Origin of the sequence: Dactylosporangium salmoneum, assembly GCF_039532525.1 — a bacterium.
GTDB lineage: Bacteria > Actinomycetota > Actinomycetes > Mycobacteriales > Micromonosporaceae > Dactylosporangium > Dactylosporangium salmoneum.
Genome location: NZ_BAAARV010000067.1, coordinates 21314 through 41222 on the forward strand (window position 1 = coordinate 21314; position 19909 = coordinate 41222).

The 19909-nt window shown below is 69.6% G+C and carries 15 protein-coding genes, 1 pseudogene and 1 riboswitch; of the genes and pseudogenes, 6 read left to right on the forward strand and 10 right to left on the reverse strand.

Annotation, left to right across the window (positions count from 1 at the left end; all coding sequences use genetic code 11):
- Nucleotides 1-87: 87 nt before the first annotated feature.
- The 9 genes and pseudogenes from ABD352_RS34080 to rpmH all read right to left on the reverse strand — a co-directional run bounded on the left by ABD352_RS34080 (nt 88) and on the right by rpmH (nt 9998).
- Entirely contained in the window at nt 88-1128 is a 1041-nt protein-coding gene (locus tag ABD352_RS34080) for a ParB/RepB/Spo0J family partition protein (protein ID WP_344616647.1), read from the reverse strand.
- Nucleotides 1125-2375, reverse strand: coding sequence for a ParA family protein (locus ABD352_RS34085; RefSeq protein WP_425553779.1), 1251 nt, complete (start codon nt 2373-2375; stop codon nt 1125-1127). Before ABD352_RS34085 ends, ABD352_RS34080 begins: the two co-directional genes overlap by 4 nt.
- A 501-nt stretch (nt 2376-2876) precedes the next feature.
- On the reverse strand, nt 2877-3560 hold the full coding sequence (gene rsmG / locus ABD352_RS34090; protein ID WP_344616649.1) for a 16S rRNA (guanine(527)-N(7))-methyltransferase RsmG: 684 nt from the start codon (nt 3558-3560) through the stop codon (nt 2877-2879).
- A 1436-nt stretch (nt 3561-4996) separates the two neighbouring features.
- A complete protein-coding gene (locus ABD352_RS34095; protein WP_344616650.1) occupies nt 4997-5899 on the reverse strand; it encodes a bifunctional 5,10-methylenetetrahydrofolate dehydrogenase/5,10-methenyltetrahydrofolate cyclohydrolase in 903 nt (300 codons plus the stop codon).
- A 17-nt stretch (nt 5900-5916) separates the two neighbouring features.
- Nucleotides 5917-5999, reverse strand: a riboswitch (ZMP/ZTP riboswitch).
- 545 nt (nt 6000-6544) lie between these two features.
- Nucleotides 6545-7243: a Jag family protein gene (locus ABD352_RS34100; protein ID WP_425553780.1), complete on the reverse strand. Its 699-nt coding sequence runs from the start codon at nt 7241-7243 to the stop codon at nt 6545-6547.
- A gap of 189 nt (nt 7244-7432) precedes the next feature.
- Nucleotides 7433-8503: a membrane protein insertase YidC gene (gene yidC / locus ABD352_RS34105; protein ID WP_344616800.1), complete on the reverse strand. Its 1071-nt coding sequence runs from the start codon at nt 8501-8503 to the stop codon at nt 7433-7435.
- Nucleotides 8504-8514: 11 nt separating this feature from the next.
- Nucleotides 8515-8786, reverse strand: a pseudogene (yidD, locus tag ABD352_RS34110) (membrane protein insertion efficiency factor YidD).
- Nucleotides 8783-9091 carry a ribonuclease P protein component gene (rnpA, locus tag ABD352_RS34115; protein WP_425553782.1) on the reverse strand — a complete coding sequence of 103 codons (309 nt, stop codon included), beginning with the start codon at nt 9089-9091 and terminating at the stop codon, nt 8783-8785. Before rnpA ends, yidD begins: the two are co-directional and overlap by 4 nt.
- 769 nt (nt 9092-9860) lie before the next feature.
- A complete protein-coding gene (gene rpmH / locus ABD352_RS34120; RefSeq protein WP_344616653.1) occupies nt 9861-9998 on the reverse strand; it encodes a 50S ribosomal protein L34 in 138 nt (45 codons plus the stop codon).
- A 479-nt stretch (nt 9999-10477) separates the two neighbouring features.
- Here rpmH and dnaA point away from each other — a divergent pair, with 479 nt between their 5' ends.
- The 5 genes from dnaA to ABD352_RS34145 all read left to right on the forward strand — a co-directional run bounded on the left by dnaA (nt 10478) and on the right by ABD352_RS34145 (nt 16957).
- Nucleotides 10478-12421 carry a chromosomal replication initiator protein DnaA gene (dnaA, locus tag ABD352_RS34125; RefSeq protein WP_425553759.1) on the forward strand — a complete coding sequence of 648 codons (1944 nt, stop codon included), beginning with the start codon at nt 10478-10480 and terminating at the stop codon, nt 12419-12421.
- A 904-nt stretch (nt 12422-13325) separates the two neighbouring features.
- Nucleotides 13326-14456, forward strand: a complete 1131-nt coding sequence (gene dnaN, locus ABD352_RS34130; protein ID WP_344616655.1) for a DNA polymerase III subunit beta — start codon at nt 13326-13328, stop codon at nt 14454-14456.
- A gap of 14 nt (nt 14457-14470) precedes the next feature.
- Nucleotides 14471-15346, forward strand: a complete 876-nt coding sequence (gnd, locus tag ABD352_RS34135; protein WP_344616656.1) for a phosphogluconate dehydrogenase (NAD(+)-dependent, decarboxylating) — start codon at nt 14471-14473, stop codon at nt 15344-15346.
- Between the two features lie 2 nt (nt 15347-15348).
- Nucleotides 15349-16461 (forward strand): DNA replication/repair protein RecF, encoded by a 1113-nt coding sequence (recF, locus tag ABD352_RS34140; RefSeq protein WP_344616657.1) that lies wholly within the window; start codon nt 15349-15351, stop codon nt 16459-16461.
- Nucleotides 16394-16957 (forward strand): DciA family protein, encoded by a 564-nt coding sequence (locus ABD352_RS34145; RefSeq protein WP_425553760.1) that lies wholly within the window; start codon nt 16394-16396, stop codon nt 16955-16957. The genes recF and ABD352_RS34145 overlap by 68 nt, the downstream gene beginning before the upstream one ends.
- Here ABD352_RS34145 and ABD352_RS34150 read toward each other — a convergent pair.
- The gene (locus tag ABD352_RS34150) at nt 16954-17511 is read right to left on the reverse strand and encodes a hypothetical protein (protein ID WP_344616659.1); all 558 of its coding nucleotides are present in this window, start codon (nt 17509-17511) and stop codon (nt 16954-16956) included. The two genes, ABD352_RS34145 and ABD352_RS34150, sit on opposite strands and share 4 nt — an antisense overlap.
- A 452-nt stretch (nt 17512-17963) precedes the next feature.
- Here ABD352_RS34150 and gyrB point away from each other — a divergent pair, with 452 nt between their 5' ends.
- Entirely contained in the window at nt 17964-19907 is a 1944-nt protein-coding gene (gyrB, locus tag ABD352_RS34155; protein ID WP_344616660.1) for a DNA topoisomerase (ATP-hydrolyzing) subunit B, read from the forward strand.
- Nucleotides 19908-19909: the final 2 nt, after the last annotated feature.

Genomic DNA, 19909 nt, shown 5'->3' on the forward strand with positions numbered 1-19909 from the left:
CCTTCGAAATCGGACAATTTGGCGTCGGAAACGACTGAGGGCCGGATCCTCTCGGATCCGGCCCTCACGGCTGTCGGTGTCGGGTGGTCACTGCTCCCGCTGAGCCGCCGAGCTCTCCTCTGGGACCCCGATGATCCCGACGATCCGCTCGAGGTCGTCGACGGTCGCGAACTCGATCGTGATGCGACCCTTGCGCCGGCCGATGTCGACCTTCACCCGAGTGTCGAACCGGTCCGAGAGGCGGTCGGCCAGATCAGACAGCGCCGGCGCGTGCGGCTTCGCCCGCCGCTGCGCGGGGGCCGTCTTCTTGGCCGATCCACCCTCCGAGACCGCGAGCGAGACGAGCTCCTCGGTGGCGCGCACCGAGAGGCCCTCCGCCACAATCCGGGTGGCGAGCTGCTCCTGCTCCTCGGAGTTGTCGAGGCCGAGGAGCGCTCGGGCGTGGCCCGCGGAGAGCACGCCGGCCGCGACCCGGCGCTGCACCGGGGCCGGCAGGTTCAGCAGGCGGATGGTGTTCGAGATCTGCGGCCGGCTCCGGCCGATCCGCCTGGCGAGCTCCTCGTGGGTCGCCCCGAACTCGTCGAGCAGCTGCTGGTACGCGGCCGCCTCTTCCAGCGGGTTGAGGTTCGCCCGATGGATGTTCTCCAGGAGCGCGTCGCGGAGCATCGCGTCGTCGCGCGTCTCGCGGACGATCGCGGGGATGGCCTCCTTGCCGAGCGCCTGGGCGGCGCGCCACCGGCGCTCGCCCATGACGAGCTCGTACTGCTTCTCCCCGTCGGCGTCGCGCAGCTCGCGCACGACGATGGGCTGGAGGAAGCCGACCTCCTGGATCGAGGTCTTCAGCTCCTCGATCGCCTCGTCGTCGAACACCTGCCGCGGCTGCTTCGGGTTGGGCACGATCGTGCCCACCGGGATCTCGGCGAAGCGGGCGCCGGGCACCGGGGCGAGGGCCGTCGTCGTCTCGGTCTCGACCTCGGGGGCCGCGGCCCCATTGGCCACGCCGGCGCTCGGGGCGGGCGGCGTGGCGAGTGCGGTCGCCGTGCCGGTCGTACCCTCGACCGGCGCGGCGGCGGTGGGGATGAGGGCACCGAGCCCCCGCCCGAGACCTCCACGTCGGTTGGACTTCATGCGATGCCTCCCACCTGCGCACCCTGCGCGCCGCGCAGCGCGATCTCCTGCGCCGCCTCAAAATAGCTGACCGCACCCCGGGAGCCGGGGTCGTACGTCATGACCGACTGGCTGTAGCTCGGCGCCTCGGACACCCGGACGTTCCGGGGGATGACGGCGTTGAGGCACTTCTCGCCGAAGTGGTTCCGCACGTCCTGCTCGACGAGGTCGGCCAGGCGGGTGCGCCGGTCGTACATCGTCAGGAGCACCGTCGTGATGTCCAGGTGTGGGTTCAGGTGGGACCGCACCAGCTCGATGTTGTTGGTCAGCGCCTGCACACCCTCCAGCGCGTAGTACTCGCACTGGATCGGGATGAGCACCTCCTCGGCGGCGACGAGCGCGTTGACCGTGAGCAGGCCGAGCGACGGCGGGCAGTCGATGAAGATGTAGTCGTAGGCGTTGCCGCCGGCCTCGATCGCGCGCTTGAGCCGCGACTCGCGGGCAACGACCGAGACGAGCTCGATCTCCGCACCGGCGAGGTCGATCGTCGCCGGGACCGCCCACAGGTTCGGGATTCCCTCGACCTGCTGGGTCACCGCGTCGAGCGGGGCGCCGTCGATGAGGCAGTCGTACACGTCCGGCACACCGGAGTGGTGCGGGACGTTGAGTCCGGTGGAGGCGTTGCCCTGAGGGTCGAGGTCGATGACCAGGACACGGTTGCCGTGGAGCGCGAGGGCGACGGCGATGTTCACCGCGGTGGTCGTCTTACCCACGCCTCCCTTCTGGTTGGCCACACACATGGTGCGGCGCCGTGGTGGGCGGGGCATCGTGATCTCCCCGCTCGGGTTGAGAATCTCCACGGCGCGTTTTGCCTCCTGTGCCAGCGGGGGGTCTTCGGTTTCACGTGAAACATACGCGTCAGTCATTGCGCCTTCGGTATCCGCGGTGACGACGGACGGGTGCGGCCGGGGGGATGGTGGGTTCCGTCGCTCGGTCCGCACCTCGGCCGGAGTAGCGTCGACCGGCGGCGTTACTCCCCGGCCGTAAAGGGTACCGGTTGACGATCGCTCATTCGGGGTACTGACATGAAACTCCACCGTGCCCCCGCGTGTCGGATCCGGACTTCGGACCTCGGGGCCCCCCACGTCGGCCCGCGGCTGGGGTACTGCCCGGCCGGCGGGACGGACGCCCCAGCCCTCTATCCCCGTTTCACGTGAAACCTGATTGTCTGCATCGCCGTAGCCCGGACCATCACCGCTGTCGCGCACCATGTCAGTCCCGTCCCGCTCGGAAAGGTGTGCACCCTCGGCCGCCTCGCCCAATCCAGGAACCCGTCCTTCTGAAGCCGTCCGGGCGGTACCGGATCTCTGGGCGTCCTCCTCGGCCCCTTCGGTTCCGTCAGGACTCTTGGGCCCGTCGGTGTCTACGGTCCCGTCCGTCGCAACGGCTCTCTCGGCCTTGGAGGTCGCTCCGCTCGGATCCGTTCCGTCCAGGACAGGTTCGTCTTCGTCGAGGCCCGTTCCGTCGGACAGAAGAGTGGCGCTCGGCCAGCCTACGGCGCTTCGCCGGGCGGAGCCATGACTACCCGGCGCGTCGTTGGCCTTCTCACCCCGACTCGTGCGCCAAAAGACCAGAAATCCGTCAACTCGGCGTAGTAGGCCGCCGAGTCGCTGTATCGGCGACATCGGCCACCCGATGCCGACCGCCCTGCCGTCCCCCATGAGTGCCTCCGCGTTCCCCCGCGCCCGGGGTCGCGCTGCGCCCCGGGCTTACCGGCCGCGACGCCCCCCGGCCTTTCGAGGACGCGCGACTTCCCGCTCGCGCACGATCTCGACGACCGTGGTGGGCTCGGCGAGGAGCCCGTCCCCGCACGTGCGCACCGACGGTGTCCCCGCACCGAGCCGGCCGAGGGCCTCCGCGTGCTCGGCAATCTCGGCCGCCGCGGAGGCGCCCTTCATCGCGAGCAACCGCCCCCCGACGGCGGTGAGGGGAAGACACCAGCCGGCGAGTCGGTCCAGCGGAGCGACGGCCCGGGCGGTGACGACATCGGCGAGGGGAAGCTTCCCGACGCACTCCTCGGCCCGGGCGCGGACCACGGAGGTCCGCTCGAGGCCGAGCGCCGTCACCGCTTCGGATAGGAATGCGGTACGTCGTGCGAGCGGCTCGACCAGGGTGACGGAAAGGTCGGGACGAGCCACTGCCAGCACCATACCGGGCAGACCGGCCCCTGACCCGACGTCGACCACTGAGGCACCCGACGGAATGAGGTCCGCGACCACGGCGCAGTTGAGAAGGTGGCGCTCCCAGATCCGAGGAGCCTCCCTGGGGCCGATGAGGCCACGCACGACGCCGTCGGTGACGAGAAGCTCGGCGTAGTGGCGCGCCTGGGGTAGGCGGTCACCGAAGACCTTCTCGGCGACGGGGAGGATCTCGCTGGGCACTGCACCATCCATCCGTCAAGCAAACCATGCGGGCCGGCCCCCGGTGGGACGCGGGGGAGCGGTCTATTGGGGCCCCTGTTTCACGTGAAACGGGAGCGATGACGACGCCCTCTACGGCGACGCCGGGCCACCCTACCGTGGCGGAGCTGGTTCGGCGGCGGGGTTCTCCGTCGCGCCCTCCGGCCGGGCGAGGGGGCGCCTCCTTTGACGTCGCGGCTCCCAGTGGTTCCCTATGCCCGCTGGCCGTTGCGGGGCCGCGCGGTCATCGCATCCGCGTCGTCCGCGTGGCTCCTTCTTGAGAGGTCGTCCGCGTGGCTCCTTCTTGAGAGGTCGTCCGCGTGACTCCTTCTTGAGAGAGGGCCGCGGGGGACTTCCGGAATCCGGCTGCGCGCGACGGACCCAGGCGGAGTCGGTGAAGAGGCGCAGGGGCTCCTCACGCCTGCCCGCACCTGGTCCGGTCGGCGCCGAGACGACGCCGTGGCGCCGTCCGGGAGAACCCGACGCGCCTGACGGGACCCGGCGCAATTGAGCCTGGCACGACCCACGCGGACCCGATCCGACTCGATGCGATCCCGCGCGCTGTGCGACCGTCCCGGCGCAGGGGACATCGCCCGCCACAACCCCGCGTGCCCCGGCACGGCGCGACCTACCCGGCACGGCCCGGCGGCCCGGCGTGCGGGGGTCCGCCGGACGCCGGTGCAACCCGCCCGGCGCGGCCCGGCTCCACCCGGCGGGACAACGCTCGGCGCAACCCTGCATGCCTGGGCCGGACGCGGTCGGTCCAGCGCGGTCCAGTGAAACCCCGCATGGCCCGGCCGACGCAACCGCGACCCGGCCCGAGACGATCCGGCGCGGCACGGCCTGACGCAACCCGACCCAACCTCGCGCAACCCGGCGCGGCGTGAACCGGCGCAACCCGGCGGGACACCGCCCCGCCACAACCGGGAGGCCCCGGCACGGCGCGACCGACTCGGCATGCCATGGCATGGCCGGGGGTCCGGCGTGCCCCGCTCCAACGCAGCCCGACGCAGACCCAGCGCGACGCGTCCCGGCGTCACCCCACGGGACACCGCCCGGCGTTGCCCCGCGCGATGCCATCCGACGATGCGATGCGAGATCCGGGGCGGCCGCTGGGCAGGCGTGACCACCCGATCTGACGCAGACCGACCCGACAACAGGCAGTCTCGCCGGATGCGGCACAGGGCCGGGACCGCGTGAGCTCGTGGATCGCCGCCGAGTGCGAACGTCGAATACTGCGCGGCGCGGGAAGCTCGAACGGCCGGCACAGCCACCGCCCGAGACGGGCCACAACTTGGGGCGCGGGCGGGCGGAAGAGCAAGACGTGGGGGCTAGCCAAAGGCGGTGGCGCGAAGCTCGAACCCGGCCTGCGGGGAGCAACGGCAACGGAGGAGCACCGCCGCCCTATGACGGCGGGCTCCCCCGGCGTTTCACGTGAAACGGCGCTCCGCGGCCTCGATGGCGTTGCGGAAGAGCATGGCGACGGTGGTCGGGCCCACGCCGCCGACCCGCGGGGTGATGGCGCCGGCGACGGTGGCGCAGGACTCGTCGACGTCGGGGAGGAGGCGGCGGCCCTCGTAGCGGACTCCGCCTCCCACGACCACGGCGCCCGGCTTGACGTGCTCCGGCTGAATGATGCCGGGAACGCCGGCGGCGGCGATGAGGATGTCGGCGCGGCGGGTGTACCGAGGCCAGTCGGGAACACCGGTGTGGACCACGGTGACGGCGGCGTTCGCGGTCGGGCGCTTCTGGGCCAGGAGCATCGCCAGGGGACGGCCCAGCGTGGCACCCCGGCCCAGGATCACGACCTCGTGACCGCTGACCGAGATCTCGTGGTAGGCGAGGAGGGCCTCGATGCCGGCCGGGGTGCAGGGGAGCGGGCCGGGGATGCCCGCGGCCAGGCGGCCCAGGTTCAGCGGATGCATGCCGTCGACGTCCTTGTCGGGGTCGACCCGCATGAGGGCGGCGTCGTAGTCCAGGTGCTGCGGGATCGGGTACTGGATCAGCAGCGCGTGGACGTCCCGGTCCTCGTTGAACTCGTCGATCGCGGCGTGCAGGTCCTCCTGGGTGGCCGTTGCCGGCAGGTGGCGGTGCGGGGAGGCGAAGCCGAGGGACGCGGCCTGGCGCTGCTTGATCCGGATGTACCCGGCGCTGGCGTCGTCGTCGCCGACCAGGATCGTGGCCAGGGACGGGGTGATGCCCCGCTCGCGGAGGGCCGCGACTCGAGTCTCTACATCCGCCAGGATCTGGTCGGCCACCGGAGCCCCGGGCAGAAGCCGGGCACTCGGCGCCGGGGTGGGAGCGGCGGCAGAGGAAGAAGAGGAAATGGACATACGACTCCTCGGCGTCACGTGGAAGCCCAGGCGGTCGACTTCCACGCCGAGGCTTCCCGATGGTTGCCCATCCTTGGTGCCGCCAGTCGCGTCTCCGTGAATTATGCCCGTCCTCATCCTGGCCACCGCTACGTGGGGCCTCCCGAGCCCGGGTGACGGGGGAGACACCGAACGAGACCACTGCAGGAGGAGACGCCCGGGCCCACGGGTCGAGTAGGCCGAGGAACAAGGGAGCGGCCAAGCCGAAGGAGAGAAGGAGAAAGGAGCGGCGAGGTGAAGTGGGCAGAAAGGCAGCACCCAAGCCGGAGGTCGGCCGGACAACGAAACCGGGCGCGACGAGGACTGGGTGTGGGGTGACGAGGATGAGGTGTTGATGGGGCGAGAGCGCGAAGCCGGGCCGGAGACGGAGTCGAGCCGCGCTGGATGAGAGCCGTCGCGGCAGCGCTAGCGAAGCGCGAACAGAGCGACGGCGGCCGCCCGTCCAACGTCAGTCCGTCCAACGTCAGTCCGTCCAACGTCAGTCCGTCCAACGTCAGTCCAAACGCTTCGAAGAAGGAGGGATGGGGGGCGGGCTATCCGGCGTACAAAAGGAAACCGCCCCAATCGCCGAGGGGCGCTTGGGGCGGTTGGTGGTGCGGGGGAGAACTAAGCCGTCGGGCGGACCACGATCCGGCGGGCCGGCTCGACGCCCTCCGACTCACTCTCCACGCCCGGCAGGGCGTTGATGACGTCGTGCACGCACTTGCGCTCGAAGGCGCTCATCGGCTCAAGGCGGACGGCCTCGCCGTACTCCTTGACCTTCTCCGCGGCGTTCTTGGCGATGGCGCCGAGCTCCTTGCGGCGCAGCGCCCGGTAGCCGCCCACGTCGAGGAGAAGCCGGCTCGGGGAGCCGGTCTGCCGGAAGACGGCGAGGCGGCTCAGCTCCTGCAGCGCCTCGAGCGTCGCGCCGCGCTGGCCGACGAGGGCCTGCAGGCGCTTGCCCGAGCCGTCGCCGCCCTCGACGACCTCGACCACCGGGCGGCCGCTCACGACGAGCTCGTCGATGTCGCCGTCGTAGTCGAGGATGTCGAGGAGGCCCTCGACGTAGTCGGCCGCGATCTCGCTCTCGCGGAAGAGGTCGCTGGCGGCGCGGCCGGAGCCGGCGGCGGCGGGGGTCTCCGAGTCGTCCTCGGCCTCCTCGTCGTCGTCTTCCTCGTCCTCTTCGTCTTCGTCCTCTTCGTCTTCGTCCTCTTCGTCCTCTTCGTCGTCTTCGTCCTCGTCGTCCTCGTCGGCCTCGGCGTCGACCTCTTCCCGGTCGTCGTCCTCGGCCTCGTCGGCGGCCCGGGCCTCCTGGTCCTCGGCCAGGGACACGTCCTTGTCCTCGTCCCGCGAACCAGGCGCTGCGTCGAGGTCACTGGTGGTGTCGGTCACGAAACTCATCTCCGCTTGTTTGGGGCGCCGAGGCGCCGTCACAGGTCGTCGGTGAGGGGTGGGTTGCTGGTGCAGGGAGCGTCGCTACGCCGGGCCGTGAGAGGGGTGGCCCGGCGGGACGCGTCAACCCGACTGCCGCTTCGCGGCGCCACCCTTCTTCGGGTTGATCGGCTTCGCGCCGGGCTTCGGGGCGCGGGACGGGCCGTCGGCCGGGGCGTCGGTGCCGGTCGCCTTCGCGCCGGTGGCCTTGGTGCCGGCCGCCTTCGCGGGGGCCTTGCCGTTGGTCCGCTGCTGGGCGGCGGCCTCGTCGCGAGCGCGGGCGAACAGGGCGCCCAGGCCGCTCGGCTTCGACTCGGCAACCTTGGCGCCGCCGCTCTTGTACGGCGTCGTGCTGGTCGTCGCGCTGGCCGGCGGCGGGTACTTGTGCAGCACCCAGTACTGCTGCGCCAGCGTGATGGCGTTGTTCGTGACCCAGTAGATGATGACGCCGATCGGGAAGTACCAGCCGGAGGTCAGGGTGAAGAACGGAATGCCGTAGAGCATGAACTTCTGGATCATGCGCTGCTGCGGGTCGGTGTTCCAGCCCGTCTTCTTGATCATCTGACGCTGCGTGAGGTAGGTCGTCGTGATCATCAGGGCGACCAGGCAGGCGGCCACGATCTTGACCGTGGTCGAGTTGGCATCGATGTTTATCAGGTCGGCAGCGCTGCTGCTGAACTTGGCGACGATCGGGGCGTCGAACAGGCGCGCGTCGACGGCGCTGAGGAACTCGGCCTTCGTCCAGCCGTACAGCTCCATCTGGTGGTCCGACGTGTTCGGCCGAAGGTGGCGCAGCACGTGCAGGAGGCCGATGAAGACCGGGATCTGCAGGAACATCGGAAGGCAGCCCATGAGCGGGTTGACCTTCTCCTCCTGGTAGAGCTTCATGACCTCCTTCTGGAGGGTCTCCCGGTCGCCCTTGTGCTTCTCCTGCAGCTCCTTCATCTTCGGCTGGATAGCCTGCATCGCCCGCTGCGACTTGATCTGCTTGACGAAGATCGGGAAGAGGACGACCCGGACGGTGATCACCAGGAAGACGATCGCCAGGACCCACTGCCAGTTGGTGCTCAGCACCCGGTGGTCCGGCAGGATCGAATCCCAGACGGTGTGCCAGAACAGCATCACCTTTGAGATCAGCCAGTAGATCCCGGCCATCAGCTTGCTAATCACGACACCGCTCCAGTCACGTCGACTCGGGCTCGGGCGAGTGTCCCCGGCGCGGAGGCACCGGGTCGAACCCACCGGGGTGGAATGGGTGGCAGCGCAGCAGCCGCCAGATCGCGAGACCGATTCCCCGGATCGCGCCGTGGGTGCTGACCGCCTCCAGGGCATAAGCACTGCACGACGGGTAGAACCGACAACGCGCCGGCAACGCCGGGCTTATCCAACGACGGTACGCGACGATGGGAGCGGCGACGATACGGGCTCCCGCGTTCATCGACGACCACCTCGGTTCTTCGGTCGGCGCACGGCCTCCAGCGCCAAGTCAAGATCACGTGCCAGGATTTCGTACTGCGCGCTCGCCGCCTCCGGCAACGCCCGCACCACGAGCACCGACCCAGCGGGAAGGTCCGCGATGCGCTCACGTACGAGGTGCCGCAGCCGCCGCTTCACGCGGTTGCGCACGACGGCACCTCCGACGGCCTTGGACACCACGAACCCGGCCCGCGCGGACCCAACGCCGCCCAACACCGGCTCGACCGCGTCCTCACCCAAGGCAGGGTCGGACGTGACCGGCGTCATGGCCGACAAATCGGAAATGGCACCAGGACCCGACAAGTCCGGATTCGCCGATCCGCCACCCGCCAGGCTGCCGGGCAACGAACCGACGCCAGTAACACCTGCCTCGGCCGGACCGGTCGCCGTCGAACCGCTGCGAGCGGAACCGACCTCGGTCGGACCGGCACCGGCCATAGCTGTGGTACTCGAGCCGCCAGCGGCAGACGAATGGTGGGCAGCCTCGGCCGACCGCGGATCGACGGCTGCAGCCGACGAGTCACCGCCGACCGAACCCGCCGCGACCTCCGAGCCCCCGCCGGCCGGAGCCGACGACGAAACAAAGGCCGAAGCCGACACCGAGCCGGAAGCAGAAGCCGGCACCGACTCGGAAGCCGAAGCCGGCACCAAGTCGGAAGCCGAGGCCGGCACCAAGTCGGAGGCCGAGGCCGAGACCGGGCCGGAAGCCGGGGCCGACACCGCGTCGGAAGTCGAAGCCGACGACGGGTCGAGAGCCGGAGCAGCCACGGAGCCGGCGACCGGGCCGCCCGACGGGGCGACGACGGCCGGCGCGGAGCCGAGGGCCGAAGACGAGTCGACGACCGGAAACGCAGACCCGGGAGACACAGCAACCCCGGGCCGCGGAGACCCGGGGTTCATGAAGTGCACAACCACGACCCCCCGGCCGGCCCGGCGGCCGTTGCGAATGGTGGCGGAAAAGTCCTCCCGCCGCCGCAGTCGCTGTGCGGCCGCCAGCACGCTGCCTCCCGGAGGGCCCGGTCGTCGTGGTTCAGGCTCAGGCCGAGAGGCGGTCGCGCCCCTTGGCGCGGCGCGCCGACAGGATCGAACGGCCAGCGCGGGTGCGCATGCGCAGCCGGAAGCCGTGGGTCTTCGCGCGCCGGCGGTTGTTCGGCTGGAAGGTGCGCTTGCTCACGTCGGGGCTCCGTCTTCGTGACTGGGCGTGGACTGACTTGGCAAAGCCACGCCCACGGGATGTCGATCGGTGATTTGGAGTTTACCAGGGTACGGTGCTCCAACCGAAACAGGGTACGCGCCGCCTCACACACAGTCAACGAGCAACGACGCGCGCCGTCGAGCGGCCTGGATGTGAATAAAGGATCCCCAGGTCAAGGCCACAATCCACAGGTTCGTTGTGGACAACGGTTGAGTGGTTGTGGACAACGCTGTTAACGTGCCCGGTTGCCGGTAGACACCGCGACGACCGGCGACGGAGCACAACGGACTTTTCGGCCAAACAGGCGCTCGACGAGGGGGACGAGACGCGCGCCTGACCTGTATCACCGCCGCGTACGCGCTGATCACCGCATAGTCAGCACGGGCGAGGGGGAAACAGGACGATCCGTCCACGGCACATGACTCGTTGATACACAGGTTGTGGAAAACCTGTGGACAATGGTGCCGGGGCGGCGGGGAAGTACCGGGCACCGTCCACTCGCGGTGGGGGCCGCGAATGATGATGGGGGTGCGCGAACGGTGACGGACACCGACCTCGCAGCGATTTGGCATGCCGCGACGGATCAGCTCGCCGATGGTATCGACTCGGCGCAGCAGCGTGCGTACCTGCGCATGACGAGACTGCGGGCGATCGTCGAGGACACCGCGCTGCTGTCCGTGCCCGACCCGTACTCGCGCGACATGATCGAGAGCCGGCTCCGGCCGGTCATCACCGAGGCGCTCTCACGCCTGCTCGGCCGGGCCATCCAGGTCGCCGTGACGGTGCGCCCGCCCGAGGACGCACCCTCCCTGCCGGCGCCTTCCGCCTCGCACTGGTCCAACGGCCCCTCCGCGACCCTTCGCGACCCGCTCCCTCTCGAACCGACCGTGAATCCCGAGTCCGGCCGGCTGTTCGACCTCCCGGAGGAGAGAACCTTCCAGGAGCGATCCTTCCCGGACCGAACTGGACAAGACCGAACTGGACAGGACAGAACCGGACTGGACAGGAGCGGACTGGACAGGACCGGACAAGACCGGGACGGACAGGACAGGGGCACACAGGACCGAGGCATACAGGACAGGGGCGTCCAAGACAGAGGCGTAACGGATAGAGGCGTACAGGAAAGAGGCACGCAGGACAGGAGCGGGCTGGACCGAGGCTTCGCGGACCGAACCGCACAGAGCCACGGCGACCGCCAGCGGACCTACGAGCACTCCGGCACAGCCGTCGAGGCCGGCGCCGAGGCCGGCCGCTACGAGCAGGCCCAGATCGAGGCCACCCGCAACGAGCCGCTGCCCCCGCCCCGCCCCTCGACGCCGGGCACCGGCCGCGAGGACCGCCGCGGCGCACCCACGCCGGCCGGGGACTCCGCCGGGAACCGCCTCAACCCGAAGTACACCTTCGAAACGTTCGTCATCGGATCGTCGAACCGCTTCGCGCACGCCGCGTCGGTCGCCGTGGCCGAGTCGCCGGCGAAGGCCTACAACCCGCTGTTCATCTACGGCGGCTCCGGGCTGGGCAAGACGCACCTGCTGCACGCCATCGGTCAGTACGCCACGATGCTGGGCAACGCCCGGTTCGTGCGGTACGTGTCGACCGAGGAGTTCACGAACGACTTCATCAACTCGCTGCGCGACGACAAGACCCAGGCGTTCCAGCGACGGTACCGCGACGTCGACATCCTCCTGATCGACGACATCCAGTTCCTGGAGACCCGCGAGCGCACCCAGGAGGAGTTCTTCCACACCTTCAACACCCTGCACAACGCGAACAAGCAGATCGTCATCAGCTCGGACCGCTCGCCCCGGCAGCTGGCCACGCTGGAGGACCGGCTGCGCACGCGGTTCGAGTGGGGCCTGCTGGCCGACATCCAGCCGCCGGACCTCGAGACCCGCATCGCGATCCTGCAGAAGAAGGCGGCCCAGGAGCGGCTCTTCGCGCCGCCGGACGTGCTCGAGTTCATCGCCTCACGGATCGCCTCGTCCATCCGCGAGCTGGAGGGCGCGCTGATCCGGGTCACCGCGTTCGCCAACCTGACCCGCTCACCGGTCGAGCTCGGCCTGGCCGAGGAGGTCCTGCGCGACTTCATCCCGGACGGCTCGGGCCCGGAGATCACCGCCGACCAGATCATGGCGTCGACCGCCGACTACTTCGGGGTGAGCCTCGAGGACCTGCGCGGGCACAGCCGCTCGCGGGTGCTCGTCAACGCCCGGCAGGTGGCCATGTACCTCTGCCGCGAGCTGACCGACCTCTCCCTGCCCCGCATCGGCCAGGCCTTCGGCGGCCGCGACCACACGACCGTCATGCACGCCGATCGCAAGATCAGGCAGCAGATGGCGGAGCGCCGGTCGCTCTACAACCAGATCGCCGAGCTGACCAACCGCATCAAGCAGACGACGTAATCCACAGGATCCACAGGGGTTTCGCCGTCCACCGGGGTTGATCACAGCCTGTGGACAACTTGAGTTATCCACCGTGTCCACAGGCGGCCCACCAGGGATCCGGTCCCCATCTGGCCACACGTTATCCACACGCCGTCCCCAGGCGGTCCACAACTGTCCACAGCCGCTGGTCGCGCGGTTGTCCCCAGCATCCACACGGTGTCCACAGAAAACCTGTGGATAACTTCGTTTGTGCCAACTTCGACGGGACAGTAATCGGATGGCTACGGACTGCACACAGCCGTTGCCCACAGCCTGTGGATAACTCCTGGGGATTCGCTGTGGAATGCTTGTGGATGCTTCCGGACAGTAGTCGTGATGGCGACCGAGCGTGTTGGGCCTTGGGGCCCTACGTTTTCCACAGGAGTGGACAAACCCTGGGGATTACCGGTGGATTAGCGGTGGATAACCCCTGTGGACGACCGCTCATCCACAATCCACAGGCGTCGTCCACACCATGCATGCACAGGTCATCCACCGGTACACAAGCGGGGTGAACTGGGAAAACGAGGGTTTTCCACAGAATCCACACCCCCTATGACTACGAAAGAAATTTCTTTTAAGAAGAGAAGAAAAACAATCATCGGGGTGTGGGCAAGTTCGGGCCGCCGGATTTGGCGGGGTCGGTGCACGACCGCCGCCAGCAGGCCCTAAGGTTCGATGAGCGAGCCCCACCGGACGCACCGCCGACCGGGGGCCACCGCTCACCGGCAGACACTCACTCACTCTCGCGACCCCCACCGGACCCGAGGCGCCCCACGAGGACGCCGGGACCGGCGACAATCGGACGGCACGGCCGAAACGACCGCACCTGCGCGCGGCGGGTGGCGAACTGAAGTACCGAAGAGAATGCGGGAGGACCGCGATGAAGTTCCGAGTCGAGCGCGACGCGCTCGCCGATGCCGTCGCCTGGACGGCCAAGAGCCTGCCCAGCCGCCCCTCGGTGCCCGTCCTCGCCGGCGTCCTGCTGCGCGTCGCCGACGGCCGCCTCCAGGTGTCCAGCTTCGACTACGAGGTGTCCAGCCAGGTCTCCGTCGAGGTCCAGGCCGACGCCGACGGCGCGACGCTGGTCTCCGGCCGGCTGCTCGCCGAGATCACCAAGTCGCTGCCGGCCAAGCCGGTCGACGTCGCCGCCGTCGGCTCCCACGTCGAGATCACCTGCGGCAGTGCCCGGTTCACGCTGCCGACCATGCCCGTCGAGGACTACCCGACCCTGCCGGAGATGCCCGAGTCGGCCGGCGCCGTCGACGCCGCGCTGTTCGCCAAGGCGGTCTCACAGGTCGCCGTGGCCGCGGGCCGTGACGACACCCTGCCGATGCTGACCGGCGTGCGGATCGAGCTGGAGGGCACGACCCTCACCCTGCTCGCCACCGACCGGTACCGCCTCGCCGTGCGGGAGCTGATGTGGCATCCCGACGAGCCGGACATGAGCGTCGCCGCTCTGGTGCCCGCCCGCACCCTGGACGACACCGCGAAGACCCTCGGCCCGCTCGGCGGGAACGTGTCGGTCGCGCTGTCGCGTGGCAAGCTGGGCGACGGGATGATCGGCTTCGCCGGCGGCACCCGGCGCACCACGTCCCGGCTGCTGGAGGGCGACTTCCCCAAGGTGCGGGCGCTGCTGCCCGACACCCACAACGCGCAGGCGCGGGTCCCGGTGGCGGCGCTCAACGAGGTGGTTCGGCGCGTCGGCCTGGTGGCGGAGCGCCAGACGCCGGTGCGGCTCTCCTTCAGCACCGACGGCCTGGTCGTCGAGGCCAGCGGCAGCGAGGACGCCCGGGCCAGCGAGGCGATGGACTGCCAGTACGAGGGCGAGCCGATGACGATCGCCTTCAATCACCAGTACCTGCTCGACGGGCTCAAGGCGCTCGACGCGCCCATTGCGGTGCTGTCGTTCACTGACCCGAAGAAGCCTGCAGTCATGTCCCCGGCCAAGGATGATGGAGAAATCATCCCTGGGTACTGGTACTTGATCATGCCGGTTCGCATCGGTAGTTGATTCGGAGGCACCAAATGCAGCTCGGTCTCATCGGCCTGGGCAGGATGGGCTTCAACATGCGCGAGCGGCTGCGCGCCGCCGGGCACGAGGTCATCGGCTACGACCAACACCCCGACGTCACCGACGTGTCATCCCTCAGCGAACTCGTCGAGAAGCTCGCCGCCCCCCGCGTGGTGTGGATCATGGTGCCGGTGCAGTTCACCGAGTCCACCATCGACGAGCTCTCCGGCCTGCTCGGCGAGGGCGACATCGTGATCGACGGCGGCAACTCGCGGTTCAGCAACGACAAGCCTCGGGCGGACCGGCTGGGCGCGAAGGGCATCGGCTACCTCGACGTCGGCGTGTCCGGCGGCGTCTGGGGCCGCACCAACGGGTACGCGCTGATGGTGGGCGGGCCGAAGCAGCACGTCGAGCACTGCATGCCGATCTTCGAGGGCCTCAAGCCCGAGGGCGAGTTCGGCTTCGCGCACGCCGGCGAGATGCCCGGCGCCGGCCACTACGCCAAGATGGTCCACAACGGTATCGAGTACGGCATGATGCACGCCTTCGCCGAGGGCTACGAGCTGCTCGAGACCTCGGAGTACGTGGACAACATCCCGGAGATCATCAAGAGCTGGCGGGCCGGCTCGGTCGTACAGTCGTGGCTGCTCGACCTGCTCGACCGCGCCCTCGACGAGGACCCGGACCTCGCCAGGATCAAGGGCTACGCCGACGACACCGGCGAGGGCCGCTGGACCGTCGAGGAGGCCATTCGCCTCGCCGTGCCGATGAACGTGATCGCCGCGTCGCTCTTCGCCCGGTTCGCCTCGCGCCAGGAGGACTCTCCGGCGATGAAGGCCGTGGCCGCGCTGCGCAACCAGTTCGGCGGCCACGCCGTCAAGAAGGGCTGAGCTTGTACGTCCGGGGCCTGGAGCTCGTCGACTTCCGAAGCTATGCGCGGGTGGTCGTCGAGCTGGGCCCCGGGCCGTGCGTGCTCGTCGGGCCGAACGGGGTGGGCAAGACCAACCTCGTCGAGGCGCTCGCCTACGTGGCGACCCTGGAGTCGCACCGGGTCGCCACCGACGCCCCGCTGGTCCGCTTCGGCACCGCCCGGGCCGTGATCCGCTGCGCGGTCGTGCACGAGGAGCGGGAGCTGCTGATCGAGCTCTCGATCGAGCCGGGCAAGGCCAACCGCGCCCGCCTGGGCCGCTCGCCCGTGACCCGCACCCGCGACATCCTCGGGGCGCTGCGCCTCGTGCTCTTCGCGCCCGAGGATCTCTCGCTGATCCGCGGAGACCCTTCAGAGCGCCGGCGGTACCTCGATGAGCTGCTTGTCGCCCGCCAGCCCCGCTTCGCGGGCGTGCGCTCGGACTACGACCGCGTGCTCAAGCAGCGCAACGCCCTGCTGCGCAGCGCCTACCTGGCCCGCAAGACCGGCGGCAGCCGCGGCGGCGACCTGTCCACCCTCGACGTGTGGGACGCGCACCTGGCCCGGCACGGCGCCCAGCTCGTGCGAGCCCGCCTCGACCTCGTCGCCGGGCTCGCCCCGCACGTGGCCAAGGCCTACTCGGCCGTCAGCGCTAGCCGCTCCGACGCCCGTATCTCCTACGCGCCGTCGTTCGGCCTGCAGGACGACCTCGAGCAGGCGCTGCTGGCCGCGCTGTCGGAATCGCGACCGTCGGAGATCGAGCGGGGCGTGACGCTGGTCGGCCCGCACCGCGACGAGCTGACCCTGACGCTCGGCGAGATGCCGGCGAAGGGGTACGCCAGCCACGGCGAGTCCTGGTCCTATGCGCTCGCGCTGCGGCTGGCGGCGTACGACCTCCTCCGCGACGACGGCATCGAGCCCGTGCTGATCCTCGACGACGTGTTCGCCGAGCTCGACGCCGGGCGCCGGGACCGCCTGGCCGCCCTGGTCGGCGAGGCCAGCCAGGTGGTCGTGACCTGCGCGGTGGAGGATGATGTGCCGGCCGGGCTGCGGGGGGCGCGGTTCCTGGTGGGCGGAGGGGAAGTCCAGCGTGTCTGAGAAACCGGACAAATCCGGCCCGGAGCTCGCCCGGGCCGCGGTCGAGGCCGCGCTGGCCAAGCACCGGTCCGCGCCGCGTCGGAAATCCGTCATCGACGGCGGCGGCCGGCGCCGCGGCTACACCGGGCCGGGGCCCGACCCGCGCGACCCGCAGCTCTTCGGCACCGTGCTGGAGCGGCTGATGAAGCAGCGGGGCTGGCAGCGCCCGACCTCAGAGGCCCGCATCTTCGGCGAGTGGGAGAAGGTCGTCGGGGCCGACATCGCCGCGCACAGCCGGCCGATCAAGCTCGAAGACGGCGAGCTGACCATCGAGGCGGAGTCCACGGCCTGGGCCACCCAGCTGCGCATGCTGGCCGCCAAGCTGCTGGCCGGCATCGCCCGTGAGGTCGGACACAACGTCGTCAAGCGCCTGCACATCCACGGGCCGGCCACGCCGTCGTGGGGCAGCGGGCCTCGGCGCGTCCGCGGCCGCGGTCCCCGCGACACGTACGGTTAGAAATCGGCATACACCGCGAAGCCGCGGTTGGCGCACCGGCGGTAGAACTTGGCCAGCACGTCCAGCTCCGCGATGGAGTAGCTCCACTGCGGGGCGTTGCCGGAGTCGTCCCGCAGCGCGTCCAGCCGGCTCTGCAGCCAGCGCAGCTGCTGCTCGGCGAGGCGGGAGCCCTCCAGGGCCTTGCGCAGCACCGCGCTCACCGTCTCGAACGTGATCTCGTCGCCGTACTCCTGATGGCCGTTGACGAACCGCTCGAGCCCACCGGCGATCCAGGCGCAGTCGTCCGGGCTGATCACCGGATCCTCGTCCTCCGCGGCCGCATCTGTGGCGAAGAGCACGCCGTTGAGCCCGAAGAGGAGGTCGACGAGCTCGGTGTACCCGGTGACGCGCACAGTTCCCGTCTTGGCCACGTGATCGGCCAGCGCGGCGGCCGGTCCGGCGTGCATCGGCAGATTCTCGGCCAGGTTGGCGAAGTCCACGAACTCGGCCGGCGCGACCGGGTCATAGAACCGTCCGGTGCGCGGCCACTGCACGGCGACGTTGTCCAGGCCCATCGCGCACCCCTTATTCCGCTGGTTCACTTGCCACACACCCGCCCCGCGGCGGGGAACATACGGCACGAACGGCCTCTTGCGCGACCCCCGGGGGCTCCGAAGGCACAATCGGATCCTGTACTGCCCGTGCCGCCCGCCACCAGGCGCGGGGACCCCTTCCGCGTAGAGGGACCTTCGGACCGCACCGTTCGAGCCGCTACGTGGACTACAGGCGCTGTCCCGGTGCGAAAATGTCGCCCGGACACAGTAGGATTGCATCGGCTCATAGAACAGTCGATCACATCCCGCGTGTGCGTCACAGCGGTGGTCGGCCCGCCCGAGTTCAGGGCGCTCGCCAGTGGAGCGCCGGACTCCGGCGTGCCTTCTACCGGCCGCGGCGCGCCCGCACCGACTCCGCACGAGACCCGGGGCGCCCACCAGCGCGGCCGGCCAGTGCGAGAAAGCGACCGAGGGTGGCAGCAAACAAGCCCGAACAGTCCTACGACTCCTCTTCGATCACCGTCCTCGAGGGGCTCGAGGCGGTCCGCAAGCGGCCCGGTATGTACATCGGCTCGACCGGTGAGCGCGGCCTGCACCACCTGGTGTGGGAGGTCGTGGACAACGCGGTGGACGAGGCCCTGGCCGGCTTCTGCGACACCATCGATGTGACGCTGCTCGCCGACGGCGGGGTTCGGGTCGTGGACAACGGCCGCGGCATTCCGGTCGACATGCACCCCAAGGAGAAGCGGCCCACCGTCGAGGTCGTGCTGACCGTCCTGCACGCCGGCGGCAAGTTCGACGGCCAGGCCTACGCCGTCTCCGGCGGCCTGCACGGCGTCGGCATCTCGGTCGTCAACGCGCTCTCCACGCGCATCGACCTGGAGATCCACAAGGACGACTTCGTCTGGCGCCAGCGCTACAACAACTCCAAGCCCGAGCCCCTGCAGAAGGGCGAGCCGACCGACCGGACGGGCACCAGCGTCACCTTCTGGCCCGACCCGACGATCTTCGAGACGACGACCTTCGTCTACGAGACGCTGTATCGGCGCATCCAGGAGTACGCCTTCCTCAACCGCGGCCTGAAGATCATTCTGCGCGACGAGCGGCCGGACGTGCCGGAGGAGAAGCGCGAGGTCACCTTCTGCTACGAGGGCGGCATCGCCGACTTCGTGCGCCACCTCAACGCCACCAAGACGCCGATCCACCGGACCGTGGTCGAGTTCGGCGCCGACGGCGAGGGCATCGCGGTCGAGATCGCCATGCAATGGAACGAGTCGTACGGCGAGAGCGTCTACACGTTCGCCAACACGATCAACACGCACGAGGGCGGCACGCACGAGGAAGGCTTCCGCAGCGCGCTGACCACGGTCGTGAACAAGTACGGGGCCGACAAGAAGCTGCTCAAGGGCGACGAGAAGCTCACCGGCGAGGACATCCGCGAGGGCCTGGCCGCCATCATCTCCGTCAAGCTCGCCAACCCCCAGTTCGAGGGCCAGACGAAGACCAAGCTCGGCAACACCGAGGCCCGCAGCTTCGTGCAGAAGGTCTGCAACGAGTGGCTGGTCGACTGGTTCGACCGCAACCCGGCGGAGGTCAAGACCATCATCACCAAGGCCTCGCAGGCCGCCCGGGCGCGCATCGCCGCCTCCCAGGCCCGCAAGCTGGCCCGCCGCAAGTCGCTACTCGAGTCCGGCTCGATGCCCGGCAAGCTGGCCGACTGCCAGTCCAACGACCCGCGCCTGTGCGAGCTGTTCATCGTCGAGGGCGACTCGGCCGGCGGCTCGGCCAAGCAGGGCCGCGACCCGCGGGTGCAGGCGATCCTGCCGATCCGCGGCAAGATCCTCAACGTGGAGAAGGCGCGCATCGACCGCGTGCTGAAGAACAACGAGGTCCAGGCCCTGATCACGGCGCTGGGCACCGGCATCCACGATGAGTTCGACATCGAGAAGCTGCGCTACCACAAGCTGATCCTCATGGCCGACGCCGACGTCGACGGCCAGCACATCCAGACGCTCCTGCTGACGCTGGTGTTCCGGTTCATGCGGCCGCTGATCGAGCTCGGGCACGTGTATCTGGCGGCGCCCCCGCTGTACAAGATCAAGTGGAACAAGAAGGGCGACGACGCGCAGTACGCGTACACCGACCGCGAGCGCGACGGCCTGATCGAGCTTCGGCAGCGCACCAAGCCCAACGCCAAGCCGGACGACATCCAGCGGTTCAAGGGTCTGGGCGAGATGAACTACCCGGAGCTGTGGGAGACCACGATGAACCCGGACACGCGCATGCTGCGCCAGGTGACCTTGGACGACGCTGCAACCGCGGACGAGCTCTTCAGCGTCCTCATGGGCGAAGACGTGGAAGCGCGGCGCTCGTTCATTCAGCGCAACGCCAAGGACGTCCGGTTCCTCGACATCTGACC

Bases quoted from the DNA above. Each gene is read 5' to 3' on its own strand.
- ABD352_RS34080 (WP_344616647.1), bottom strand. From the start codon at position 1,128: ATGAAGTCCAACCGACGTGGAGGTCTCGGGCGGGGGCTCGGTGCCCTC.
- rsmG (WP_344616649.1), bottom strand. From the start codon at position 3,560: ATGGATGGTGCAGTGCCCAGCGAGATCCTCCCCGTCGCCGAGAAGGTC.
- ABD352_RS34095 (WP_344616650.1), bottom strand. From the start codon at position 5,899: ATGTCCATTTCCTCTTCTTCCTCTGCCGCCGCTCCCACCCCGGCGCCG.
- yidC (WP_344616800.1), bottom strand. From the start codon at position 8,503: ATGGCCGGGATCTACTGGCTGATCTCAAAGGTGATGCTGTTCTGGCAC.
- rnpA (WP_425553782.1), bottom strand. From the start codon at position 9,091: ATGACGCCGGTCACGTCCGACCCTGCCTTGGGTGAGGACGCGGTCGAG.
- dnaA (WP_425553759.1), top strand. From the start codon at position 10,478: ATGGTGCCGGGGCGGCGGGGAAGTACCGGGCACCGTCCACTCGCGGTG.
- dnaN (WP_344616655.1), top strand. From the start codon at position 13,326: ATGAAGTTCCGAGTCGAGCGCGACGCGCTCGCCGATGCCGTCGCCTGG.
- gnd (WP_344616656.1), top strand. From the start codon at position 14,471: ATGCAGCTCGGTCTCATCGGCCTGGGCAGGATGGGCTTCAACATGCGC.
- ABD352_RS34145 (WP_425553760.1), top strand. From the start codon at position 16,394: ATGATGTGCCGGCCGGGCTGCGGGGGGCGCGGTTCCTGGTGGGCGGAG.
- ABD352_RS34150 (WP_344616659.1), bottom strand. From the start codon at position 17,511: ATGGGCCTGGACAACGTCGCCGTGCAGTGGCCGCGCACCGGACGGTTC.